The organism is Cellulomonas sp. McL0617, from assembly GCF_049994875.1.
In the GTDB taxonomy this organism is placed as follows: domain Bacteria; phylum Actinomycetota; class Actinomycetes; order Actinomycetales; family Cellulomonadaceae; genus Cellulomonas.
In genome coordinates this window covers 2,742,734-2,762,035 of the sequence record NZ_CP188256.1, presented here as the reverse complement: position 1 = coordinate 2,762,035, position 19,302 = coordinate 2,742,734, and the positions used below count along the sequence as shown (strand labels likewise).

The 19,302-nt window shown below is 70.1% G+C and carries 14 protein-coding genes; 9 read left to right on the top strand and 5 right to left on the bottom strand.

Annotated elements, in window-relative coordinates; genetic code table 11:
• Positions 1-7 precede the first annotated feature (7 nt).
• From ACPPVS_RS12495 to ACPPVS_RS12485, 3 genes are all read left to right on the top strand, one after another.
• Complete coding sequence (locus ACPPVS_RS12495; protein ID WP_426592587.1) at positions 8-979, top strand: carbohydrate ABC transporter permease; 972 nt, start codon at positions 8-10, stop codon at positions 977-979.
• Positions 976-1,797 carry a carbohydrate ABC transporter permease gene (locus ACPPVS_RS12490; RefSeq protein ID WP_426592586.1) on the top strand — a complete coding sequence of 274 codons (822 nt, stop codon included), beginning with the start codon at positions 976-978 and terminating at the stop codon, positions 1,795-1,797. The genes ACPPVS_RS12495 and ACPPVS_RS12490 overlap by 4 nt, the downstream gene beginning before the upstream one ends.
• A gap of 207 nt (positions 1,798-2,004) precedes the next feature.
• Entirely contained in the window at positions 2,005-2,235 is a 231-nt protein-coding gene (locus ACPPVS_RS12485; RefSeq protein ID WP_426592585.1) for a CDGSH iron-sulfur domain-containing protein, read from the top strand.
• Positions 2,236-2,295: 60 nt separating this feature from the next.
• Here ACPPVS_RS12485 and ACPPVS_RS12480 read toward each other — a convergent pair whose 3' ends face one another.
• From ACPPVS_RS12480 to ACPPVS_RS12465, 4 genes are all read right to left on the bottom strand, one after another.
• The gene (locus ACPPVS_RS12480) at positions 2,296-4,080 is read right to left on the bottom strand and encodes an ABC transporter ATP-binding protein (protein WP_426592584.1); all 1,785 of its coding nucleotides are present in this window, start codon (positions 4,078-4,080) and stop codon (positions 2,296-2,298) included.
• 91 nt (positions 4,081-4,171) lie between these two features.
• Positions 4,172-5,173 carry a LacI family DNA-binding transcriptional regulator gene (locus tag ACPPVS_RS12475; protein WP_426592583.1) on the bottom strand — a complete coding sequence of 334 codons (1,002 nt, stop codon included), beginning with the start codon at positions 5,171-5,173 and terminating at the stop codon, positions 4,172-4,174.
• A gap of 82 nt (positions 5,174-5,255) precedes the next feature.
• Complete coding sequence (locus tag ACPPVS_RS12470) at positions 5,256-6,815, bottom strand: alpha-N-arabinofuranosidase (protein WP_426592582.1); 1,560 nt, start codon at positions 6,813-6,815, stop codon at positions 5,256-5,258.
• A complete protein-coding gene (locus ACPPVS_RS12465) occupies positions 6,812-9,211 on the bottom strand; it encodes a beta-galactosidase (RefSeq protein WP_426592581.1) in 2,400 nt (799 codons plus the stop codon). The genes ACPPVS_RS12470 and ACPPVS_RS12465 overlap by 4 nt, the downstream gene beginning before the upstream one ends.
• A gap of 214 nt (positions 9,212-9,425) precedes the next feature.
• Here ACPPVS_RS12465 and ACPPVS_RS12460 point away from each other — a divergent pair, with 214 nt between their 5' ends.
• The 5 genes from ACPPVS_RS12460 to ACPPVS_RS12440 all read left to right on the top strand — a co-directional run bounded on the left by ACPPVS_RS12460 (position 9,426) and on the right by ACPPVS_RS12440 (position 14,772).
• Positions 9,426-10,583: a LacI family DNA-binding transcriptional regulator gene (locus tag ACPPVS_RS12460; RefSeq protein WP_426592580.1), complete on the top strand. Its 1,158-nt coding sequence runs from the start codon at positions 9,426-9,428 to the stop codon at positions 10,581-10,583.
• Positions 10,583-11,929 carry an extracellular solute-binding protein gene (locus tag ACPPVS_RS12455; protein WP_426592579.1) on the top strand — a complete coding sequence of 449 codons (1,347 nt, stop codon included), beginning with the start codon at positions 10,583-10,585 and terminating at the stop codon, positions 11,927-11,929. Before ACPPVS_RS12460 ends, ACPPVS_RS12455 begins: the two co-directional genes overlap by 1 nt.
• The gene (locus ACPPVS_RS12450; RefSeq protein ID WP_426592578.1) at positions 11,926-12,894 is read left to right on the top strand and encodes a carbohydrate ABC transporter permease; all 969 of its coding nucleotides are present in this window, start codon (positions 11,926-11,928) and stop codon (positions 12,892-12,894) included. The genes ACPPVS_RS12455 and ACPPVS_RS12450 overlap by 4 nt, the downstream gene beginning before the upstream one ends.
• A 16-nt stretch (positions 12,895-12,910) precedes the next feature.
• Positions 12,911-13,828 carry a carbohydrate ABC transporter permease gene (locus ACPPVS_RS12445; RefSeq protein WP_426592577.1) on the top strand — a complete coding sequence of 306 codons (918 nt, stop codon included), beginning with the start codon at positions 12,911-12,913 and terminating at the stop codon, positions 13,826-13,828.
• 86 nt (positions 13,829-13,914) lie between these two features.
• The gene (locus ACPPVS_RS12440; RefSeq protein WP_426592576.1) at positions 13,915-14,772 is read left to right on the top strand and encodes a family 43 glycosylhydrolase; all 858 of its coding nucleotides are present in this window, start codon (positions 13,915-13,917) and stop codon (positions 14,770-14,772) included.
• Between the two features lie 13 nt (positions 14,773-14,785).
• Here the strand turns inward: ACPPVS_RS12440 and ACPPVS_RS12435 are convergent, their stop codons facing one another.
• Positions 14,786-15,544: a hypothetical protein gene (locus tag ACPPVS_RS12435; RefSeq protein WP_426592575.1), complete on the bottom strand. Its 759-nt coding sequence runs from the start codon at positions 15,542-15,544 to the stop codon at positions 14,786-14,788.
• Between the two features lie 315 nt (positions 15,545-15,859).
• On the opposite strand from ACPPVS_RS12435, the gene ACPPVS_RS12430 reads away from it, so the two are divergent.
• A complete protein-coding gene (locus ACPPVS_RS12430) occupies positions 15,860-19,153 on the top strand; it encodes a DUF5107 domain-containing protein (RefSeq protein ID WP_426592574.1) in 3,294 nt (1,097 codons plus the stop codon).
• Positions 19,154-19,302: the final 149 nt, after the last annotated feature.

Genomic DNA, 19,302 nt, shown 5'->3' with positions numbered 1-19,302 from the left:
CGGCTCGATGCAGATGCGCGCCCTCTCGAAGGAACCCTCCTCTCCTCGGGGGTTCGCGCATGGACCCTCCTCGTCGGGACACGCCATCCCGACGAGGAGGGTCACCACCCGGCGGGACCGCCGCCTCGCCTTCGCGATCCCCGCGGCAGCGCTGCTCCTCGCGCTGGCGATCTGGCCGCTCGTCCAGCTCGGGGTGATGAGTCTCCACGAGGTCACGGCCGCCACGCTGAACAACGAGTGGCAATGGGTCGGGCTCGGCAACTTCTCCGCCGTCCTGCACGAGCCGGACCTCGTCAGTGTCGTCCTCAACACGCTGGCGTTCGTGCTCGTGGTCACCGTGATCGGCATGGTGGGCGGCTACGTCGTCGCCGTGTCCATGTCGTCCTCGACCCGCGGCGGCTCGTTCCTGCTCGGCATGATGGTGTTCGTCTGGGCCCTTCCTCCCGTGGTCAACGGATCGATCTGGAAGTTCCTGCTCGCGGACAAGGGCCTGCTCAACGAGACGTTCCGGGCGCTGGGTGGGACGACGAGCATCGGCTTCCTCTACGACCGGCACCTGGCGCTCTGGTCGGTGGCCCTGGTCAACGCATGGGCGGTGGTTCCTTTCAACGCCCTGATCCTGCGGGCGTCGTTGCTGAGCGTGGACCCGCAGGTGCTCGAGGCAGCGGAGATCGACGGCGCAGGCCCGTGGCAGCGGATCCGCTACGTGCTGACGCCCTCGGTGCGCCCGGCCGCGACCGTCCTGACCGTCCTGACCGTCGTATACGCCTTCCGGAGCTTCGACTTCATCTACGTCATGACGGCCGGTGGACCCGGCACGTCCTCCACCACGCTGCCGTACCTCGCCTACGTCCACGCGTTCATCGAGCTCGACTACGGGCGGGGCGCCGCTGCGGCCCTGCTCGCCCTCGTCGTCGTGCTGTCGCTCGCGCTCGTCTACGCCCGCGACGTCCGTCGCAACGAGGAAGGAGCGCCGTGACCCGCGCTCGTCGCGAACCGGTCGCCTTCACGATCCGGACGTTGCTCTACCTGATGTACGGCCTGCCGCTGCTCTGGATCGTCCTGACCTCGCTCAAGAGCCAGGACGAGGTCCTGTCCTCGCAGGCCTCCTTCGTCTTCACCCCGACTCTCGACGCCTACCGGGCGGCGATCGCGGACCCCGCGCTGGTCGACTCGCTGCGACAGTCGGTGATCGTCGCGGTCGGGACGTCGGTCATGTGCCTGCTCTTCGCTGTCCCAGCCGCCTACGCCCTTGCTCGGGTGCGGTCCGCCGTGGTCGTCCCCGCCCTGGCCGTGCTGGTCGTCCTGCAGATGGTGCCGCAGACCGCGAACCTCATCCCGCTCTTCTGGCTGCTCTCGAAGTGGGGTCTGATCGACACGACACGCGGCCTGGTCCTCGCGGACGCCGCGTTGTTCCTGCCGTGGGCGATCCTGCTCCTGCGCCCGTTCTTCGGGGCCATCCCGGTCTCCATCGAGGAGGCGGCGCGCATCGACGGTGCCGCTGCCGTGCGCTCCTTCCGCTCGGTCGCTCTGCCGCTCGCGCGCAACGGCGTGCTGACGGTCGCGTCGATCGTGTTCCTCGTCTCGTGGGGCGAGTTCCTCTACGGGATCACCTTCATGCTCTCGCCCGACAAATACCCGCTCAGCGCCCTGATCGCCGTGCAGTCGGGCGCGTACGGCGTCGACTGGCCCGCGATGATGGCGTTCGCGGTGGTGTCGGCCGTGCCGGTCTTCATCGTCTACGTCGCGAGCTTCCGGCTCCTGCGCACCGGGTTGACGATGGGCGCGGTGAAGTAGGCCGCGCCCGAGGTCGGCGCGGCGGGGCGTTCAAGGAAAACTCAGACGCCGACGCCGACGCCGGCGACGGCTCCGGTCGGCAGCCCGCGTCGCTTGTGATGGTGGGCTTGGCTCGAGGCGCCGGCCGGACCGCGCTCTGAACGACACCATTGATTGCGCACGTGCTCGGCGCCTGGCGGGTCGGCGCGTGTCCCTACGGATCGCGTGATGAGGCGGCCACCGGCGGAACCTGCCAGCGCGACGATCGTCGCCTGCCCCGATGGCCCGATCCTCGTTCGAGGTCCCATCGCCATCGTCGACGCGGCCGGTCGGCCCGTCCCTCGACGACGTGCGATCGTCGCGCTGTGCCGCTGCGGTGCGTCGGCGATCAAGCCCTACTGCGACGGGACCCACGAGGCGATCGGCTTCACCGCACCGTGCCACCGCCCCGGCAGCTGAGCGGGGCCGGGTGTTCTTGGAGGACGCCGATCGACACCGGTGCAGCAGCGCCCTCGATCGTCAGCGGTACTGCAGCCGCCACAGTCGCGCGTAGCGCCCTTCGGCCTCGACCAGCTGGTCATGGGTGCCGGTCTCCACCACGTGACCGTGATCGAGCACGATGATGCGGTCGGCCCGCATGACGGTCGAGAGGCGGTGGGCGACGATCAGTGTGGTGCGCCCTGTCATCAGGCGGTCGAGCGCCTCCTGAACCTTGACCTCGGACTCCGAGTCCAGGGCGCTCGTCGCCTCGTCGAGCACGAGGATCCGCGGGTCGCGGATCAGCGCGCGGGCGATGGAGATCCGCTGCCGTTGCCCGCCGGACAGTCGTGCCCCGCGTTCGCCGACGTGCGTGTGCCAGCCGTCGGGCAGGGCGTCGACGATCTCGAGGGCGTTGGCCTGGATCATGGCGTCGCGCATCCGGTCGTCGCTGATCGTGCCCAGCCCGTAGCTGATGTTGTCGCGGATCGACCCCTCGAACAGGACCGACTCCTGCGGGACGACGGAGATGTGTCGCCGGACCGTGCGCAGGTCGAGCTCCTCCATGTCCCGCCCGTCCAGCAGGACCCGGCCCTCGGTGGGTCGGACGAACCCCAGCAGGGTGTTCATCAGGGTCGACTTGCCGGAGCCGGAGGAGCCGACGAACGCCACGGTCTCACCGGCGGCGATGTCGAGGTCGAGGTGGTCGAGCGCGGGTTCCGCGGCCCCCGGATAGGTGACGCTGAGCCGCTCGAGCCGGAACGTCCCGGTGACGTCGGCCACCGTGCGCTTTCCCTCGTTGCGCTCGAGGTCGGGGTCCTCGAGGAGCTCGGCGACCGACCGGACCGACTCACGGCCGCGCGCGACGATCGGCATGAAGCTGAGGACGGTCATGACGGTGCCCGTCAGGGTGGTGAAGTAGGTGGCGAGCAGCACGACCTGACCGGGCGTGATCGGCACGATGCCGAGGACGGACATGGTCCCGGCCAGGATCAGGCAGCCGACCGCGAGCAGCTGCATGACGACCCAGCTGAGCGCGCCGAAGTGGCCGTTGAGCATGTCGAGGCTCAGGCCCCGGCTGCGGACGGCTTCCGCGTCCTGCGCGATGCGGTCGATCGCGACGTCCTCGAGCCCGTGCGCACGGGTGATGGGCATCAGGGTCGCCATCTCTCCGACGCGCCGCGAGAACTGTTCCATCTGGATGCGGAACTGTTCGTTGCGGCGGTGCGAGCGCAGGCGCATCGTCCACCACACGCCGATCCCGCAGGGGATGGTCAGGGCGAAGATGGGCAGGAACTGCGGCACGCTGATGGCGGTCATGACGACTGCACCGACGAAGACGACGACGGCCGAGCCCAGGGGGTTGCCGACCTGGGAGAACATCAGCTCGATGTTCTCGACGTCGCGCACGACCTTGCTCTGCAGCACGGCGGCGCTCGTGCGCCCGTGGTACCCGATCGAGAGCATCTGCATGCGCACGGTCATGGCGTTGCGCAGGTTCGCGCCGAGCGTGCGGACGGTGCCCATGTAGATGCGCGTGAACAGCACGTGCATCGGGTACACCTGCAGCAGCAGCACCGCGGCGACGATGCCCAGGTAGCCGATCGACGAGGCCGGCCCACCGGCGACGACGATGTCGATGACACGCGCCGTGATGACGGGCAGCAACCAGAGCGCGCTGTCCTTGACGACGAAGATCCCCGCGACGCCCCCGAGGCGAGCCCGGAACGGCCGCAGCAGCCGGAGCAGCGCACGGCCGGGGTGCTCGGGGTCGAGGACGACCCCACGGGGGTCGTGGTGTGACGGGCGGGCCGGGTTCTGAGACATCAGATCCTGAGAGTCGCGACGGGTGTGCCGGGTTCCGGCGAGGGTGGATGACGTGACGGCGAGCAGCCGCCGGCGGAGACGACGGGACCGGTCAGCGAGGGGCCGGAGCGGTCGTCCCGCGCACGACGAGGCTGGTGGGCAGGTGGATGTGGTCGACGGCGAGAGGTCGGCCCTCGATGAGCGACGCCAGGGCGCGCGCTCCCGCCAGTCCCATGTCGCGCAGCGGCTGCCGGACCGTCGTCAGCGCCGGGTAGGTCTGGGCGGCGCGTGGGATGTCGTCGAAACCCACGATCGACAGGTCGCGCGGGACGTCGAGCCCGAGGGCGCGAGCCGCGTCGATCGCGCCCAGCGCGATGAGATCCGCGCCGGCGATGATCGCGGTCGGTCGGACCCGGTCGATCAGCTCGGTCGCGGCACGCTGGCCGCCGGCGTGGCTGACCCCGGAGTCCGCGGTCATCTCGTCACCGACGTCGATCCCGGCCAGCCGCATCGCGTCGAGGTAGCCGTGCCGCCTCGCCTCGGTGCTGTCGAGCTCCTCGTCGCCACGGATGAAGGCGATCCGGCGGTGCCCGAGCGCGAGGAGGTGCTCGGTGCCCGCACGCATCCCGCCATAGTTGTCGACCGTCACCCGCGGCAGCGGGACGTCGAGGTGGCGTGGGTCGACGACGACGACCGGCACGCGCAGGCCTCGGACGTACTCCACGGTGTCGGGCTCGAGTTGGGGGGCGACGAGCAGGATCCCGTCGACGAGCTCACGCGCGAAGAACTCGATCCGCTCGCGCTCGCGGGCCGCGTCGACCGAGACGTTGATGAGCAGCTCGCGCTCGTCGTCCATCAGGTCCTCGGCGATACCGCGGATGATCTCGTGGCTGTACTCCGAGATGAGGTCGAGCGAGACGACGCCGATCTTGCCCGTCCGACGGTTGCGCGCCGACAGGTTCGCCGGGTAGCCGAGACGCTCGGCGACGGCCAGGACCCGCGCACGCGTGGCTTCGGACGCTCCCGGGCGGCCGTTGACGACGTTCGACACCGTCATCGACGAGACCCCGGCCTCGGTGGCGACCTGAGCGATGGTCACCCTCGATGCTGGCATGGGCAGAGTGTGCCACCCGGGCGCGTCGGGATCGGCGCGACGGGCACGCGTCATCGTCTCGGGCGCCGTCGTCACGTCGACCTCATGCCGACACCGGTAGCTCGACGGTGACGAACGAGTGGCGCGGGATGCTCACTCGCAGCAGGCCGTCGCTCACGGCGGCGTCGCGGGCCCGGGGTGCCACGCTGTGCTTGTCGCCGATCGTGTTGTGCGCTCCGGCGGAGGCGCTGGTGAGGATGCGGGCGGTCGGGGTGCCGACCTCGACGCCGCGCAGGTCGATCGTCACGTCCACGTCGTCCGTGGCGTGCGCGTTGGTGAGGGAGATGAGGACGTGGCCGTCCTTGGTGCTCGCGGACGCACTGAAGGTGGCGACGGTCGACTCGCCGCTGGTGACGTTCGGCACGGCCGAGGTGAACGCGAGGGGGAGTGACCGTGCGTCCTGGTGACCCTTGTTCATCTCGAACACGTGATAGGTCGGGGTCAGCACGAACTCGTCGCCCTCGGTCAGGATCATGGCCTGCAGGACGTTGATCGTCTGCGCGATGTTCGCCATCACGAGCCGGTCGGCGTGCCGGTGGAACGCGTCGAAGTGGAGCCCCGCGACCATCGCGTCACGCAGGGTGTTCTGCTGGAACAGGAAGCCGGGGTTGGTGTCGGGCTCGACGTCGAACCACGTGCCCCACTCGTCCAGCACGAGACCGATCTTCTTGGCCGGGTCGTACGCGTCCATCACCGCGGCGTGCCCCGCGAGGAGGCCTTCGATCCGGGATGCCTCGGCGATCGTGCGGTAGTACTCGGCCTCGTCGAAGTCGGTCGCACTGCCCTTGCGCTCCCACGGGCCCGGGACGGTGTAGTGGTGGAACGAGATCGCCTGGAACGTGCTCTGCCCCTCGCCGACCTGCTTGCCCGAGCCGATCTGGAAGCCGAGGGACCGCATGAGCACGTCGGTCCAGCGGTAGTCGTCGCTCGACGCGCCGGCCGCGATCCGGTAGAGCTCGTTGCCGTTGTGGTCGCGGCTGTAGAGCCCGAACTGTCGTGCCACCTGCGCGTACGCCTCGGGGCTGAAGCCGCCTCCGCAGCCCCACGGCTCGTTGCCCAGGCCCCAGAAGCGGACCGTCCACGGCTCGTCGCGACCGTTCTGGCGGCGCAGTCTGGCCATCGGGCTGTCGTCGGCCCGGGTCAGGTACTCGACCCACTCGCCGGCCTCGCGGACCGTCCCGCTGCCGACGTTCGCGGACACGTACGCGTCCGCGCCGAGCAGCTCGCACAGCGCCATGAACTCGTGGGTGCCGAAGCTGTTGTCCTCGACGACATCGCCCCAGTGGGTGTTGACCATCGTGGGTCGCTCGGGTCGCGGACCCGTGCCGTTGAGCCAGTGGTACTCGTCGGCGAAGCAGCCGCCCGGCCAGCGCAGGTTCGGGATGTCCAGCGCGCGCAGCGCCTCGACGACGTCGGTGCGGATGCCATCGACGTTCGGGACGTCGGAGTCGGGTCCGACGAAGAACCCGCCGTAGATGCAGCGCCCGAGATGCTCGGCGAAGTGCCCGTACACGTGCCTGCTGATGGTCGGCCCAGGGAGGTCGACATCGATGACTGCGCTGACCTGCACCGTCGACCCGGTCGTGGCGGCGTTCACGGTCATCGGTGTGCTCCCTCGGTGTCGTTGACCTCGCGCCAGACGGCGCGGCTCTCCAGCCGGACGGAGTCGACCGCGGCGAGCGGCTCGCTGCTCGCCGAGCGCCGTGCCGCGGCGTCGGCTGGGAGGTGGACGGGCGAGTCCGCCGACATCGGCAGGACGCGCAGCTCGATCGTCGCGCCGGGCCGAACGGCGCGGTCGGTCGTGTTGACGATCCAGGTCGAGCCGTCCCAGAAGCGGTCCGCGACGACGGTCCCGTCGACGACGAGCTCGGCCACGTCGCCCGCCCACTCGATGACGAGACAGGCGTCGGGGTCGGCAGCGGCCGCAGGGAGGTCGAGGCTGTACACGGCGGCGTCCGCGGCGACGATCGAGGCGGACGGCGCCGACGGGCGGCCGACGAAGGTGCCGTAGCCGCCAGGGACCAGTGGGCTCGCGGCGCGGACCCGCTCGGGCGTCAGTGAGAGAGACGTGACCGCCCCGCCGTGGTGGGCGAGCGGGACGCAGACGAGCGAGCGGCGTGCCAGGTCGTAGGACCTGACGCCGGGCGTGGTGCTCGCCGAGCGGACCTCGACGCGACCGGTACGGTCCCAGGTCAGCTCGTCGGTGCTGAGCAGCAGCCTCCGCGGCGAGTCTCCGGAGCCCTCCTGCACCCACACGTCGCTCGCGAGGTCGTGCGGGAGCACCAGCAGGTCGAGGCGTGCTCCGCTCGCGTCGGTCAGTCGCACCGGTGTCGACGACGCGGCGACGACGTGCACGCGGGTCCCCGATCCGTCGACGTCGGACTGGTCCGACGCGGCGGCACCCTCGACGAGGGTCGATGCGGGGACGGCGAGCTCGACCGGGATGCCCCGGTCCTCGACCGCCACGAGCGTCGTGACGGCATCCGCCCCGGCGGCGGGAAGCAGCGTGAGCGCTGAGGCGGTGAGCCAGTGCAGAGCCACCCCGCCGATCTCGAGCCGGACGGGCCAGTGCGCGAGGGTCCCGGTCGGGACGTCGATCGCGCGTGAGGGGAGGTGGACGGTGTCGGCATCGAACCGCACGGCGAACCGGGCTGCTTCGTACGGCGCCAGCGCGACGAACGGCTGGTGCCACGAGACGAACAAGAAGCCGCCCTGACCATCGCCGCGGAACGCCCAGCGCAGCGTCTCGACGTCCTCCCAGTCGCGCGGCACCTCGTCGGGAAGGTGTGAGGGCGCGGCGGCCAGCCGGTCGCCGAAGGCGTGCAGGAACGCGTTCTGGCGACGCAGCTCGGCGTGGCTCGCGCTGAGTCGGCCCGCCTCGCCGATCGGTGCGTGGAAGTCGTAGCCGAGAGCGGGCATGTCGTTGGGGTAGCCCGTGGCGTGCGACTCCTGGGTGCCCCCGGCGGGGTTGGTCCCGCCCGCGTACATGTAGTAGCCCTGCCAGGCCGAGCCGTTGCCGATCTTGTTGTGCGCGACGGCGGCGATGTCGAGCGCGGCCGGACGCGGCCGACGGTGGTACGCCGTCGCCATCCCGCCGCCGAGCTCGCAGGTTGCCGGCGGGAACCAGAGCGAACCGATGCCCTCGCGCGCAGCGGCCCCGTCGGTCTCCGCGTGATGGAGGTCCGAACCGATGCCCGGGTCGTCCCAGATGTGCGAGAAGTAGAAGTGCTCGCGGAACGAGGGGTCCCAGGGCTCGTCCGGGTCGACCCAGAAGCCGTCGCCGTAGCCGCCGAAGAGCGGGAACACCTCGGGATCCGGTAGCTGCGCGCCGCCCCACGCCGTCGAGGTCCAGAACGGTGCGCTGAACCCGTTCGCCCGGGCGAGCCGCTTGAGCTCGCGGATGTGCTCGGGCTGGTCGTAGAGCTCGTTCTCGAGCTGGATGCCCAGCACCGTGCCGGGTTCGCACCGCCCGTCGAGGGCGACGGCCAGCTGGCCCCACCACTCGTCGACCAGGTCGAGGTACGCCGGGTCGTTCGTGCGGTGCTCGACCGGGGTGGCCTGAACCCAGTCGGGGAAGCCGCCGTTGCGCATCTCGCCGTGCGCCCAGGGCCCGATCCGAAGGACGAGGTCCAGGCCGGCCGAGCGCACGACGTCGACGAACGCGCCGATGTCCAGGTTGCCGTCGAACCGAGGCAGACCGCGCTCGGGGACGTGGTGCAGCCAGGGCACGTAGCAGGCCACGGTCGAGATGCCACCGGCCCTCATCTGCTCCACCCGCTCGGCCCAGCGCTCGCGCGGCACCCGGGAGTAGTGGATCTCGCCCGAGACCGGGATCCACGGGGTTCCCCCACGGCGCAGCCCCTGGTCCGTGAGCTCGAGACCCGGGCGCCGGTCCTCGGCGTTCGCCATCGCCGGGCGGCGCGCAGCCGCGGTCCAGCCCCGGGTCGAGATGGCCAGGAGGGGCAGCGTGGTGGAGGAGGTCGTGCGTGGCGTTGGCATCGCGGGCGGCTCGGCTTCTTCGTCGGTGGGAGTTGCTGGGAACGTCGCACATCGGCGCTGGCTGTGCGTCCGAACGTACTTTAGCGATGCTTAATCGTAACTTGACAGCCATTCGAGCGACTCATACTGTAACCGATCACAGGTCGGACTGTAACCGATCACAGGCGGCGCGACGAGTGCTCAGCCTTGGACCAATGGCGGTCGAGGAGTGGCGATGCGACAGAGCACGGGCGAAGGCACCGCTGACGCTGCGGTGAGGTTCGACGGACTGTCGGACGCCCTCGCCACGGGCCTCCCGGCAGAGCGCCCGCGCCGACCGACGATCCACGACGTGGCGCGTGAGGCCGGGGTGTCGTACGGAACCGTCTCCCGCTACCTCAACGGGGGTAAGTGGGTCGGCGAAGCGAGCACCCAGGCGGTCGTCGCGGCGATCGAGAAGACGGGTTACCGCGCCAACAGGTTCGCCCGGTCGCTGGCGACGGGGAAGTCGTCCACGGTGGTCTTCCTGCTGACCGAGCCGCAGGATCGCCTGTTCGGCGACCCGAACTACCCGGTGATCCTGCGTGCGGCGACGGAAGCTCTCGACGAGCGCGACATGAGCCTCATCCTCATGACGGCCAGCACCGACCATGAACGTCGGCGTGCGCTGGAGTTCGTCTCCGGTGGTCACGTCGCCGGCGTGCTCCTGATCTCCTCGCACGCGGGCGACCCCATCCTGCCGGAGCTCGTGGCCGCAGGGGTCCCGACCGTGTCGTGCGGGCGTCCGTCCAGCTGGGAGCACGCGATCTCCAGCGTGGCCGCGGACGACCGTATCGGTGCCCGCGAGGCGGTCGCGCACCTCGCGTCGACCGGACGCCGGCGTATCGGGATCATCACCGGTCCGCTCGACCTCGCTGGTTCCTTGGACCGCGTCGACGGCTACTACGACGCTCTCGACGCCGCAGGGATAGCCCGGGACGAGCGACTCGTCGTCGAGGGCGACTGGAGCAATGCGGGCGGTCGCGCCGGCGCTTCACGCCTCCTCGAGGCTGTGCCCGACCTCGACGCGGTCTTCGCGTCGAACGACGTGATGGCGGTCGGAGCGGTCGCGTCGCTGCGCGCTGCGGGCCGCTCCATCCCCGAGGACGTCGGCGTGGTCGGTTTCGACGACGCCGGTCAAGCGGCGACGTGCGACCCGCCCCTGTCGACCGTGCGTCAGCCGTTCGCCGAGATCAGCCGAGAGATGGTCCGGTTGCTCGTCGAGAGCGAGCCGGGTCACACCACGAATGTCCGCGTCTCGACGGAGCTCGTCATACGCGAGTCGTCCGCGCGGCAGTACTCCCACCCAACCCCGCTCATCAACCAGGCACGATCCACCGAAAGGGGACACTGATGTCCAACTCGACCAGGTCTAGCCTCCGGAGGCGAGTTCGTATCGCCACGGTCGCGCTCGCCGCGGGCACCCTCGCCCTGGCGGGGTGCTCCGCCGGCGGCAGCAGCAACGACTCTGCCAGTGGTGGCTCCACCGGTGGGGTCACCACCGTCACCGTGATGTACCAGACCTCGGAGTTCTCGAAGGACGACGTCGCCGCCTTCGAGAAGGACAACCCCGACATCAAGATCAACTTCATCGAGTACGACGAGACCCGTCTGAACGCCATGATGACCGCCGGCGACCCGCCCGACTTCGTGCGTGGCAGCCCGAGTGCGAACCTGTTCGCCCGTGGGCTCGCGACGCCGCTGGACGACTACGTGGCCAAGAGCAAGGTCCTGACCAAGGACGACCTGCTGTCCGTCAACGACATCTGGCGATGGGACGGCAAGAGCCGCGGCCAGGGCAAGCTGTACGGCATCATCAAGGACTGGAGCCCGGACACCACGATCTGGCAGAACGAGAAGCTGTTCACGGATGCCGGAGTTGCGCCGTTGAGCACGACGGAGTCGAGCAACTGGGACGACATCCTCGCCAAGGCCAAGGAGCTCAAGGCGAAGGGTGTGGAGATCCCGCTCGGGATCGAGTGGCAGTGGGGGGTTGCCTCGCTGATCCAGACGATGATCGCCCAGCAGGGCGGCAACATGTACAACGCCGACTTCTCGAAGATCAACCTGCAGACGCCCGAGGCCGAGCGCGCGATCCAGTGGCTCATCGACTACGGCAAGGCCGGCGTCGGGCCCACGAGCCTCAACCCGCTGCCCGACGGGCAGGACGGACCCGCATTCGCCTCCGGCCGGATGGCCATGACGATGGACGGCTACTGGTTCGGCGGGAACCTGCAGGCGCAGGAAGCTGCCGCGGTCGCGGCGACCTCCTCGATGACCCCTGGTCCGACGTTCGGTGACCGGATCAGCCCGGTCTTCGGCGGCGTCGGTGCCTGGATCCCCGCGAAGTCCAAGCACAAGGACCAGGCGTGGCGGGTGATGGAGTACTTCATGGGAGGCGCTCCGGCCGTGGCGCGGTCGAGCTCGGGCTGGGGGCTGCCGGTGCTCAACTCGCTGTGGGCGAACCTGCCCACCGCTCAGCCCTTCCAGAAGGCCGCGATCGAGACGGCCAAGGCCGAGGTTCCCTTCTCCAAGAACCTGCCGGACTCGCCCTACGCCTCGTTCACGTCCGCGAACGACGTGATCGACAAGGCGCTGCAGGAAGCGATCAAGGGCAGCACGAGCGCCGCGGACACGGCCAAGACGATCGAGACCGAGGTCAACAAGCTGCTCGCCCAGGGCAAGGACCAGCTCGGATGACGACCAGCTCCCTCGTGGAGCAGGCCACGGCCGTGAGCGTCAACGCTCGCGGCCGTGGCTGGCGGCGCTACCGCACCTCCACGTTCTACCTGTTCGCATCCCCGTGGATCATCGGGTTCCTGCTGCTGACGCTGGTCCCGATCCTGTACGCGCTCGGCCTGAGCCTGACGAACTACGACGGTGCGTCATCGTTCTGGCGGTTCGTCGGGCTCCGCAACTACTCGCAGGTCCTGACCGACTCGAAGGCCTGGTCGGCGCTCTTGCGCACGCTGCTGTACACGGTGATCGTCGTCCCGCTGAGCGTCGCCGGCGGGCTCGGCCTCGCCATCCTCGTCAACCGTCGGATCCGCGCCCGGGGCGTCGTCCGGGCGATCTTCTTCCTGCCGTCGGTGGTTCCCGTCGTCGCCGTCGCCATCACGTGGCGGCTCATCTTCAACCACGACGCGGGCCTGCTCAACGGCATCTTGACCTTCGCCGGTCTGGACAAGGTGAACTGGCTCGGCGACCCGTACGCCTTCTACGCCCTCATCTGCATGACCTTGTGGGGCCTGGGCGGCGGAATGATCATCTCGCTCGCCGCGCTGCAGGGCGTTCCGGTCGAGCTGGAAGAGGCGGCCCGGATCGACGGCGCCAGCAACGGGCGCATCACCCGGAGCATCGTGGTGCCGATCATCTCGCCGGTGCTCTACTTCCAGGTCATCACCGGCATCATCGCGTCCCTGCAGATGCTCGTGCAGCCCCTCCTGCTCGCCGAGACCAACAGCATCTCCTCCGTGGCCTCCGTGCCGCAGAGCACGACGCTGTACATGGTCCAGGTCTACAAGGAGTTCTTCCTGAACAACCGGTTCGGCTACGGCTCGGCGATGCTCTGGGTCTACTTCGTGTTCATCCTCCTTCTCACGCTGCTGCTGCAGCGGGGGAGCAAGCGGTTCGTCTTCTACCAGACGTCCGCCGGCAACGACTGATCGAGAGCGCTGAACCATGACCCAGATCGCAGCGGACTCCGTGCACGCACCCACCGCCGACATCCCCGGCAAGACCACCGGACGTCGACGAAGCAGTCGCGACGTCCCGCGCAGCCAACGGGCGTCCGCATTCACCTACATCATGGTCGTCGTCGCGATCGCGCTGCTCGGCATCCCGTTCCTGTGGATCGTCCTGACCGCCCTCGCCAGCCCGGCGCAGCTGTCCCAGGGCGCTGGTGCGCTCCTGCACGTCGACGCGTACTGGCAGAACTTCAGCGACGCCGTGACGATGATCAACTTCGGCGCCTACACGATGAACTCACTGTTCCTGTCGACGCTCACCGCCGTCCTCACGACGGCGACGAGCGCGACCGTGGGCTTCGCTTTCGCCCGACTGCGCGGCAAGGGCCAGAACCTGCTGTTCACCATCGTGATCGCGTCGATGATGATCCCGTCGATCGCCACGCTCATCCCGACCTACGTGCTGTTCGCCCGCCTCGGCCTCGTCGGCACCTACTGGCCGTGGGTCATGTGGGGCCTGGCCGGGACGCCCTACCTGATCTTCCTGTTCCGGCAGTTCTTCACGTCCATCCCGATGGAGCTCGAGGACGCGGCGATCATCGACGGCTGCGGGTGGTGGCGCACGTACGTGCGCATCTTCCTGCCGCTGTCGCGACCGATCATCCTGACCTCGCTCATCCTGTCGTTCACCTGGACCTGGGGCGACTACCTCGCGCCCTCGCTGCTGCTCAACATCAACAACACGACCCTGGCCGTCGCCACCGCCTCGGGATACCTCGACCCCCACGGAAACGGCTTGCTGACCGTCCAAGCAGCCGGCGCGATCCTGTACCTCGCCCCCGTCGTCGTGATCTTCCTGTTCACGCAGCGCTTCTTCATGGGCGAGTCTCTGGGCTCCGGCGTCAAGGGCTGACGATGAAGCCGCTGTACCGCGATCCGATCTTCGACGGGGCAACCGATCCCGTCGTCATCTGGAATCGGCAGGAACAGTGCTGGTGGATGGTGTACACCAGCCGCCGCGCGTTCGGACCGCCGGTCCCGGGGGTCCAGTGGGTGCATGGCAGCGCCCTGGGCGTGGCGTCGTCCGACGACGGCGGCGCGACGTGGACCTACCGCGGCGACATCTCCGGCCTCGACACCGAGTGGGGGCGTTCGACCTACTGGGCGCCGGAGATCATCGACGACGGCGCGAGCTACCACATGTTCGTCAGCGTCGTTCGCGGGATGCCGGACGACTGGCCGGGCCGCGAGCGACTCATCCGGCACTACACCAGTCCCGACCTGGTGGACTGGGCGTTCGAGTCGACGCTGCAGCTCTCGTCGAGCTTCGTCATCGACGCCTGCGTCGAGCCACTGCCGTCCGGCGGCTATCGACTCTGGTACAAGGACGAGGCCGACGACAGTCACACGTGGGCGGCCGACTCGGCCGACCTGCGTGCCTGGACCGTGCTCGGCAGGTCGTTCGACGGGCCGTCGCACGAAGGACCGAACGTGTTCCGGCTCGACGGCATCTGGTGGATGCTCGTGGACGAGTGGCACGGGCTGCGGGTGCTGCGCTCCGACGACCTGCTCACGTGGGATCGGCAGGGGCTGATCCTCGACCGCCCGGGGAGCGGGGTCGATGACGGCGGCTATGGCTATCACGCCGATGTCGTCGTCACGGGGGACCGCTCGGCGGCGATCTTCTACTTCACTCATCCCGGACGTGTCGCGGGTGTACCGGATCTGGACTACCGGCAGCGGCGCTCCTCGGTCCTGGCCGCACCGCTGCGCGTCGTCGACGGGACGTTGGCCTGCGATCGCGACGCGTCGTTCGAGGGTTCCCCGCTCCCGGCCGGCGTGTCGTGCGGCAGGTGAGAAGCCGGTTGCGTCAGTCGACGGCGTGCACCTCGACCCACCATCGCAGCGGTGTGCCCGGGCTGAGCAGCGGGCACGTCCCGAGATCCGCTGCGGCCGCGAGGGAGTCCGCGAAGCCCAACGTGGGTTCGATGGCGATCACCGGATGCTCCGCGTAGGCGCCGTCGTCGAACCACAGCCCGAGGTAGCGGCACTCCGGCGACCATGCGAAGCGCAGCCGCGACCCGTCGGGCTGGACCAAGGTCGCGGACGAGACGCGCTCGGCCGGGTCGACGTAGAGCTTGCGCCACGCTCCCGCGGGCACGTCGGCAAGCGTGAGCAGGTCGGGCCGCCACGGGACCCGGGGTCGGGCGGGGTCGAGCACATCCACGAACGCCGCGGGCGTAGGGCTGAGCTCGATGCGCGTCCCGGGCACCGCCGCGAGCTGCGGGTGCGCGGCCCAGAGGAACGGCACGGGCCGATCGGTGGCCCGTGCTGTGTAGGTGAGCCGGATGCCGCCATCGGTCGTGGCCGATGCTGCGCGCCGAAGCTCGTACGGCCACGACGCGCCGTAGGTGACGAGCGCGGTGCCGGCGGCATCGTGCACGACGTCCCAGGCCACGTCCCAGGCGTCACCGTGGTCCGGCAGCTCCCGTCCGTCGACGGTGCACGCGTCGATCGTCGGGGCGCACTCGTCCCAGCCCGCCATCTCAGCCTCGCCGAAGGGCAGTCCCGTACGGATCCCGTCGCGGGTCGACTGCGAGAGCCATTCGCGGCCCCGGGCGTCTCGCAACGACGTGACCTTTGCGCCGCGATCTGCACGCACAGACATCGTCAACGGCCCGGAGGTGAACCTGTGCCGGTCCGCACCCATGTGCTGGCGTCCTCTCGATCTGCGGCAACGCGCTCCGGACTCTCCCATCCGCGCGGTCGAGTTGCGTTCTAAAGTGTACGACTAAAGTTTGTAGCGCCTCTGCCGATGGTTCTTGACCGAAATGCAGCCGTCGCAGGGAACAGCCGCGGGGCCTCCCGCGGCCGTGTGAATCATCCATGCCATGCGCCGCTTGACCCATACCCGCGCGGTCGGGCGCGTCGTACCGTCGGGCGGATGGACAGTGTTACGCCCCGCATCGAGCTGCCGTCGCCTCCGCCCGACCAGGCCCGGCTCCTCGAAGCCGGCGGCGTCGCCTGCTGGGAGCAGGCCGTCGACATCCGGACCTACGAGCCGGCGGCACCTGATCCGTTCCCGATGTTCTTCGACCGGCGCGTCTACCAGGGCTCGAGCGGCGTGCTCTACCCCCTTCCGTTCGTGGACCGGATCGAGGCCGAGCCCGTGACGCGCTCCTGGCGGGCGATCCACCTCGAGAACCGCTGGGTCCGTCTCATGCTCCTGCCGGAGCTCGGCGGGCGCATCCACGTCGGTTACGACAAGACCCGCGGCTACGACTTCTTCTACCGCAACAACGTCATCAAGCCTGCCCTCGTCGGCCTCGGTGGGCCCTGGATCTCTGGCGGCGTCGAGTTCAACTGGCCGCAACACCACCGGCCGGCGACCTACCTGCCGGTCGAGACGAGCATCGAGCGGTCCGACGACGGCGCGGTCACCGTGTGGCACAGCGACGTGGACCCGCTCCAGCGGATGCGCGGCACCCACGGTGTGGTCCTGCGCCCGGACGATGCGGCGGTCGAGGTCGTCGTTCGCCTGTTCAACCGCACCGACGAGCCACAGACCTTCCTGTGGTGGGCCAACGTCGCGGCCGCGGTCCACGAGGACTACCAGTCGTTCTTCCCGACGGACGTGCGTTACGTCGCCGACCACGCGCGCCGCGCGGTGACCGCCTTCCCCCAGGCCGACCGGCCGTACTACGGCGTCGACTATCCCGGCCTCGCGTCGACGAAGCCGGGCGCCGACAGGCTCGACCGGTACTCGAACATCCCGGTGCCGACGTCGTACATGATCACGGACACGAGAGACAGCTTCTTCGGCGGGTACGACCACCGGGCAGGTGCGGGGTTCGTGCACTGGGCGGACCGGAACATCGCCCCCGGCAAGAAGCAATGGACATGGGGTGACGGCCCGGTCGGGCACGCCTGGGATCGTCTGCTCACCGACGGTGACGGGCCGTACATCGAGCTCATGGCCGGGGTGTTCACGGACAACCAGCCGGACTTCAGCTATCTGGCCCCGGGCGAGACGCGTCGGTTCAGCCAGTTCTGGTACCCGGTGCAGGACGTGGGGGTCGTCCACCAGGCCACCCGCGAGGCCGCGGTGAGCGTCGAGGTCGCCGATGGCATGGCCCGCGTCGGTGTAGCAGCGGCCCGGGAGCTCGACGTGCGGGTGGTGATGAGGTGCGGGGCCGACGTGCTCTGCGACGAGCATGCCGTCGTCGCTCCCGGCAGACCCCACGTGTTCGTGATCGCGGTGCCGGGGTGCGTCGTGCGGGACGAGCTCGAGGTCGTCGTCCGGGAGGACGCACGGGAGGTCGTCGCCTGGCGGCGGCACGCGGAGGTCTCGGAAGGGGAGCCGTGGTCCGCGACGGAACCGCCCCGGCCCGATCAGATCGACACCGTGGACGAGGCGCTGCTCACCGCTGCGCACCTGCGGCAGTACCGGCACCCGACCCGCGCTGCGCTGCCCTACCTGCGCCGTGCGCTGCAGATCGATCCGGGCGACTCCGGTGCCCACCTCGCGCTCGCGGAGCTCGCGCACAACCGCGGGGAGTATGCCGATGCGCTCGAGCACCTCGATGCGGCCGCCGCCCGGATGCTGCGGCGCAACCTCAACCCCCGCAGTGGTGAGCTGCACTACCGTCGCGGCCTCACGCTGGAACGCCTCGGCAGGACGGCCGACGCGATCGACTCCTACGCGAAGTCGGCCTGGGACGGCGCGTACACCGTGCCCGGTCATCTGGGTGCCGCGCGCGTCCTGCTGCGGACGCGCGTCGATCCCGAGGGTGCGCTCGAGCACGCCCAGGCCGCTGTTGCCGACGACCCCTGGCACAGCGGTGCACGGGCGGCGAACGTCGTCGCGCTGCGGCGCCTCGGCCGCGGCGTGGAGGCGGACGAGCAGGTTGCTGAAGGAGCGGTGCGCGACCCGCTCGACCCGCTGCTCGCTTCCCTCGGGCAGCGGCTGGACGTCGTCGATCCACGGACCTACCTGCTCGTCGCGGCCGAGCTGAACCGCATGGGCGAGAGCGACTCGGCTCTCACGTGGGCCGACCGCGCGGTGGCCCTCGGGGCGACGCCGTTCGGCAACCCCGGGCCTGTCGCGTGCTACCTGCGCGCGACCGTGCTCGATGCCGCCGGGGAGCGCGACGCCGCGCAGCGCGAACGCAACCGCGCCGCACACGTCGACCGCACCCTCGCGTTCCCGGCGGGCCTGGACGACCTCGACGTGCTCGTCGCGGCCGTCGCGCACGGCGAGCGCGCCGGCGTCCCCGACGCCACCGCGCTCGGGCTGCTCGGCTGCTGGCTCATGGGCGCCGGTCGAGGCGACGACGCTCGCACGACGCTGGAGGCCGCCATCGCGGCGGGCGCCGACGACGCGGTCGTGTGGCGCAACGCCGCGATCGCGACCGCGAACACGACGGGGGACCTCGAGCTCGCCAACGCCTACCTGGGTCGTGCCGGTGCGGTCGCCGGCCCGCTGCCGCGGCTGGCCTACGAGCGGGACCTGCTCGCGCGCCTGCGCGAGGTCGGGCCGGAGCGCCGGCTCGCCGACCTGGAGGCGTCCGGCACCGACCTGCTCGCACGCGACGACCTGGCGATCGCCCATCTCGGCCTCCTGGTGGACGCCGGGCGGGAGCAGGAGGCGCTCGAGATCGTCACCACGAGGACGTTCCAGCCGTTCGAGGGCGGCGAGGGTGCGGCGATCGCCGTGTACGACCGGATCTGCCTGGCCGTGGCGGCGACCCTGCTCGAGCGCGACCCAGCAGCGGCCGCAGCGATGCTCGACGGCGGCCTCGTGCCGCCCGAGAATCTGGGCGAAGGTCGTCATCCCGCGGGACCTCTGGCCGCGCGACTCGTCGCCGCGGGGGAGGCCCACCGCCGCGCGGGTCGAGGCGAGCTCGCCCGGGAACGCTGGCGTCAGGCGCGCACCGGCGGTGGGCCGTCGGCCGTCGCGCCACGGTCTGCGCGGGAGGACGACTACTGGGTCGGCGTCGCGCACAACCTGCTCGGCGAACGGTCCGAGGCCGAACGCGTGTGGGTCGCCCTCGACGCCGCCGCGGACGAGCTCGACGGCCCCGCACGCGCGCCCGACTACTTCGCGACGTCGCTGCCCGACCTGCTGCTCTTCGCCGTCGAGAGCGATGTCGGCCGGCGCCGCCTCGCTGCGGCGTTGCGCGCGGCCGCATCGTCCGGGCGTAAGGGGGTTCGAGCCTCCATCAAGGCAGGCGGATGAGCGGGAGATCCACCGAACGTCCATGTGCGGCGTGAGTCCGCCCATGTCTGCCGCCGATCGGTACCGCTTTCATAGAGTGGCTTCGATCCGGGCAACTAACGACCGCCGTGGAGGCACGGCAGAGGGAGACGTGACCTTGTCCCGCGCAT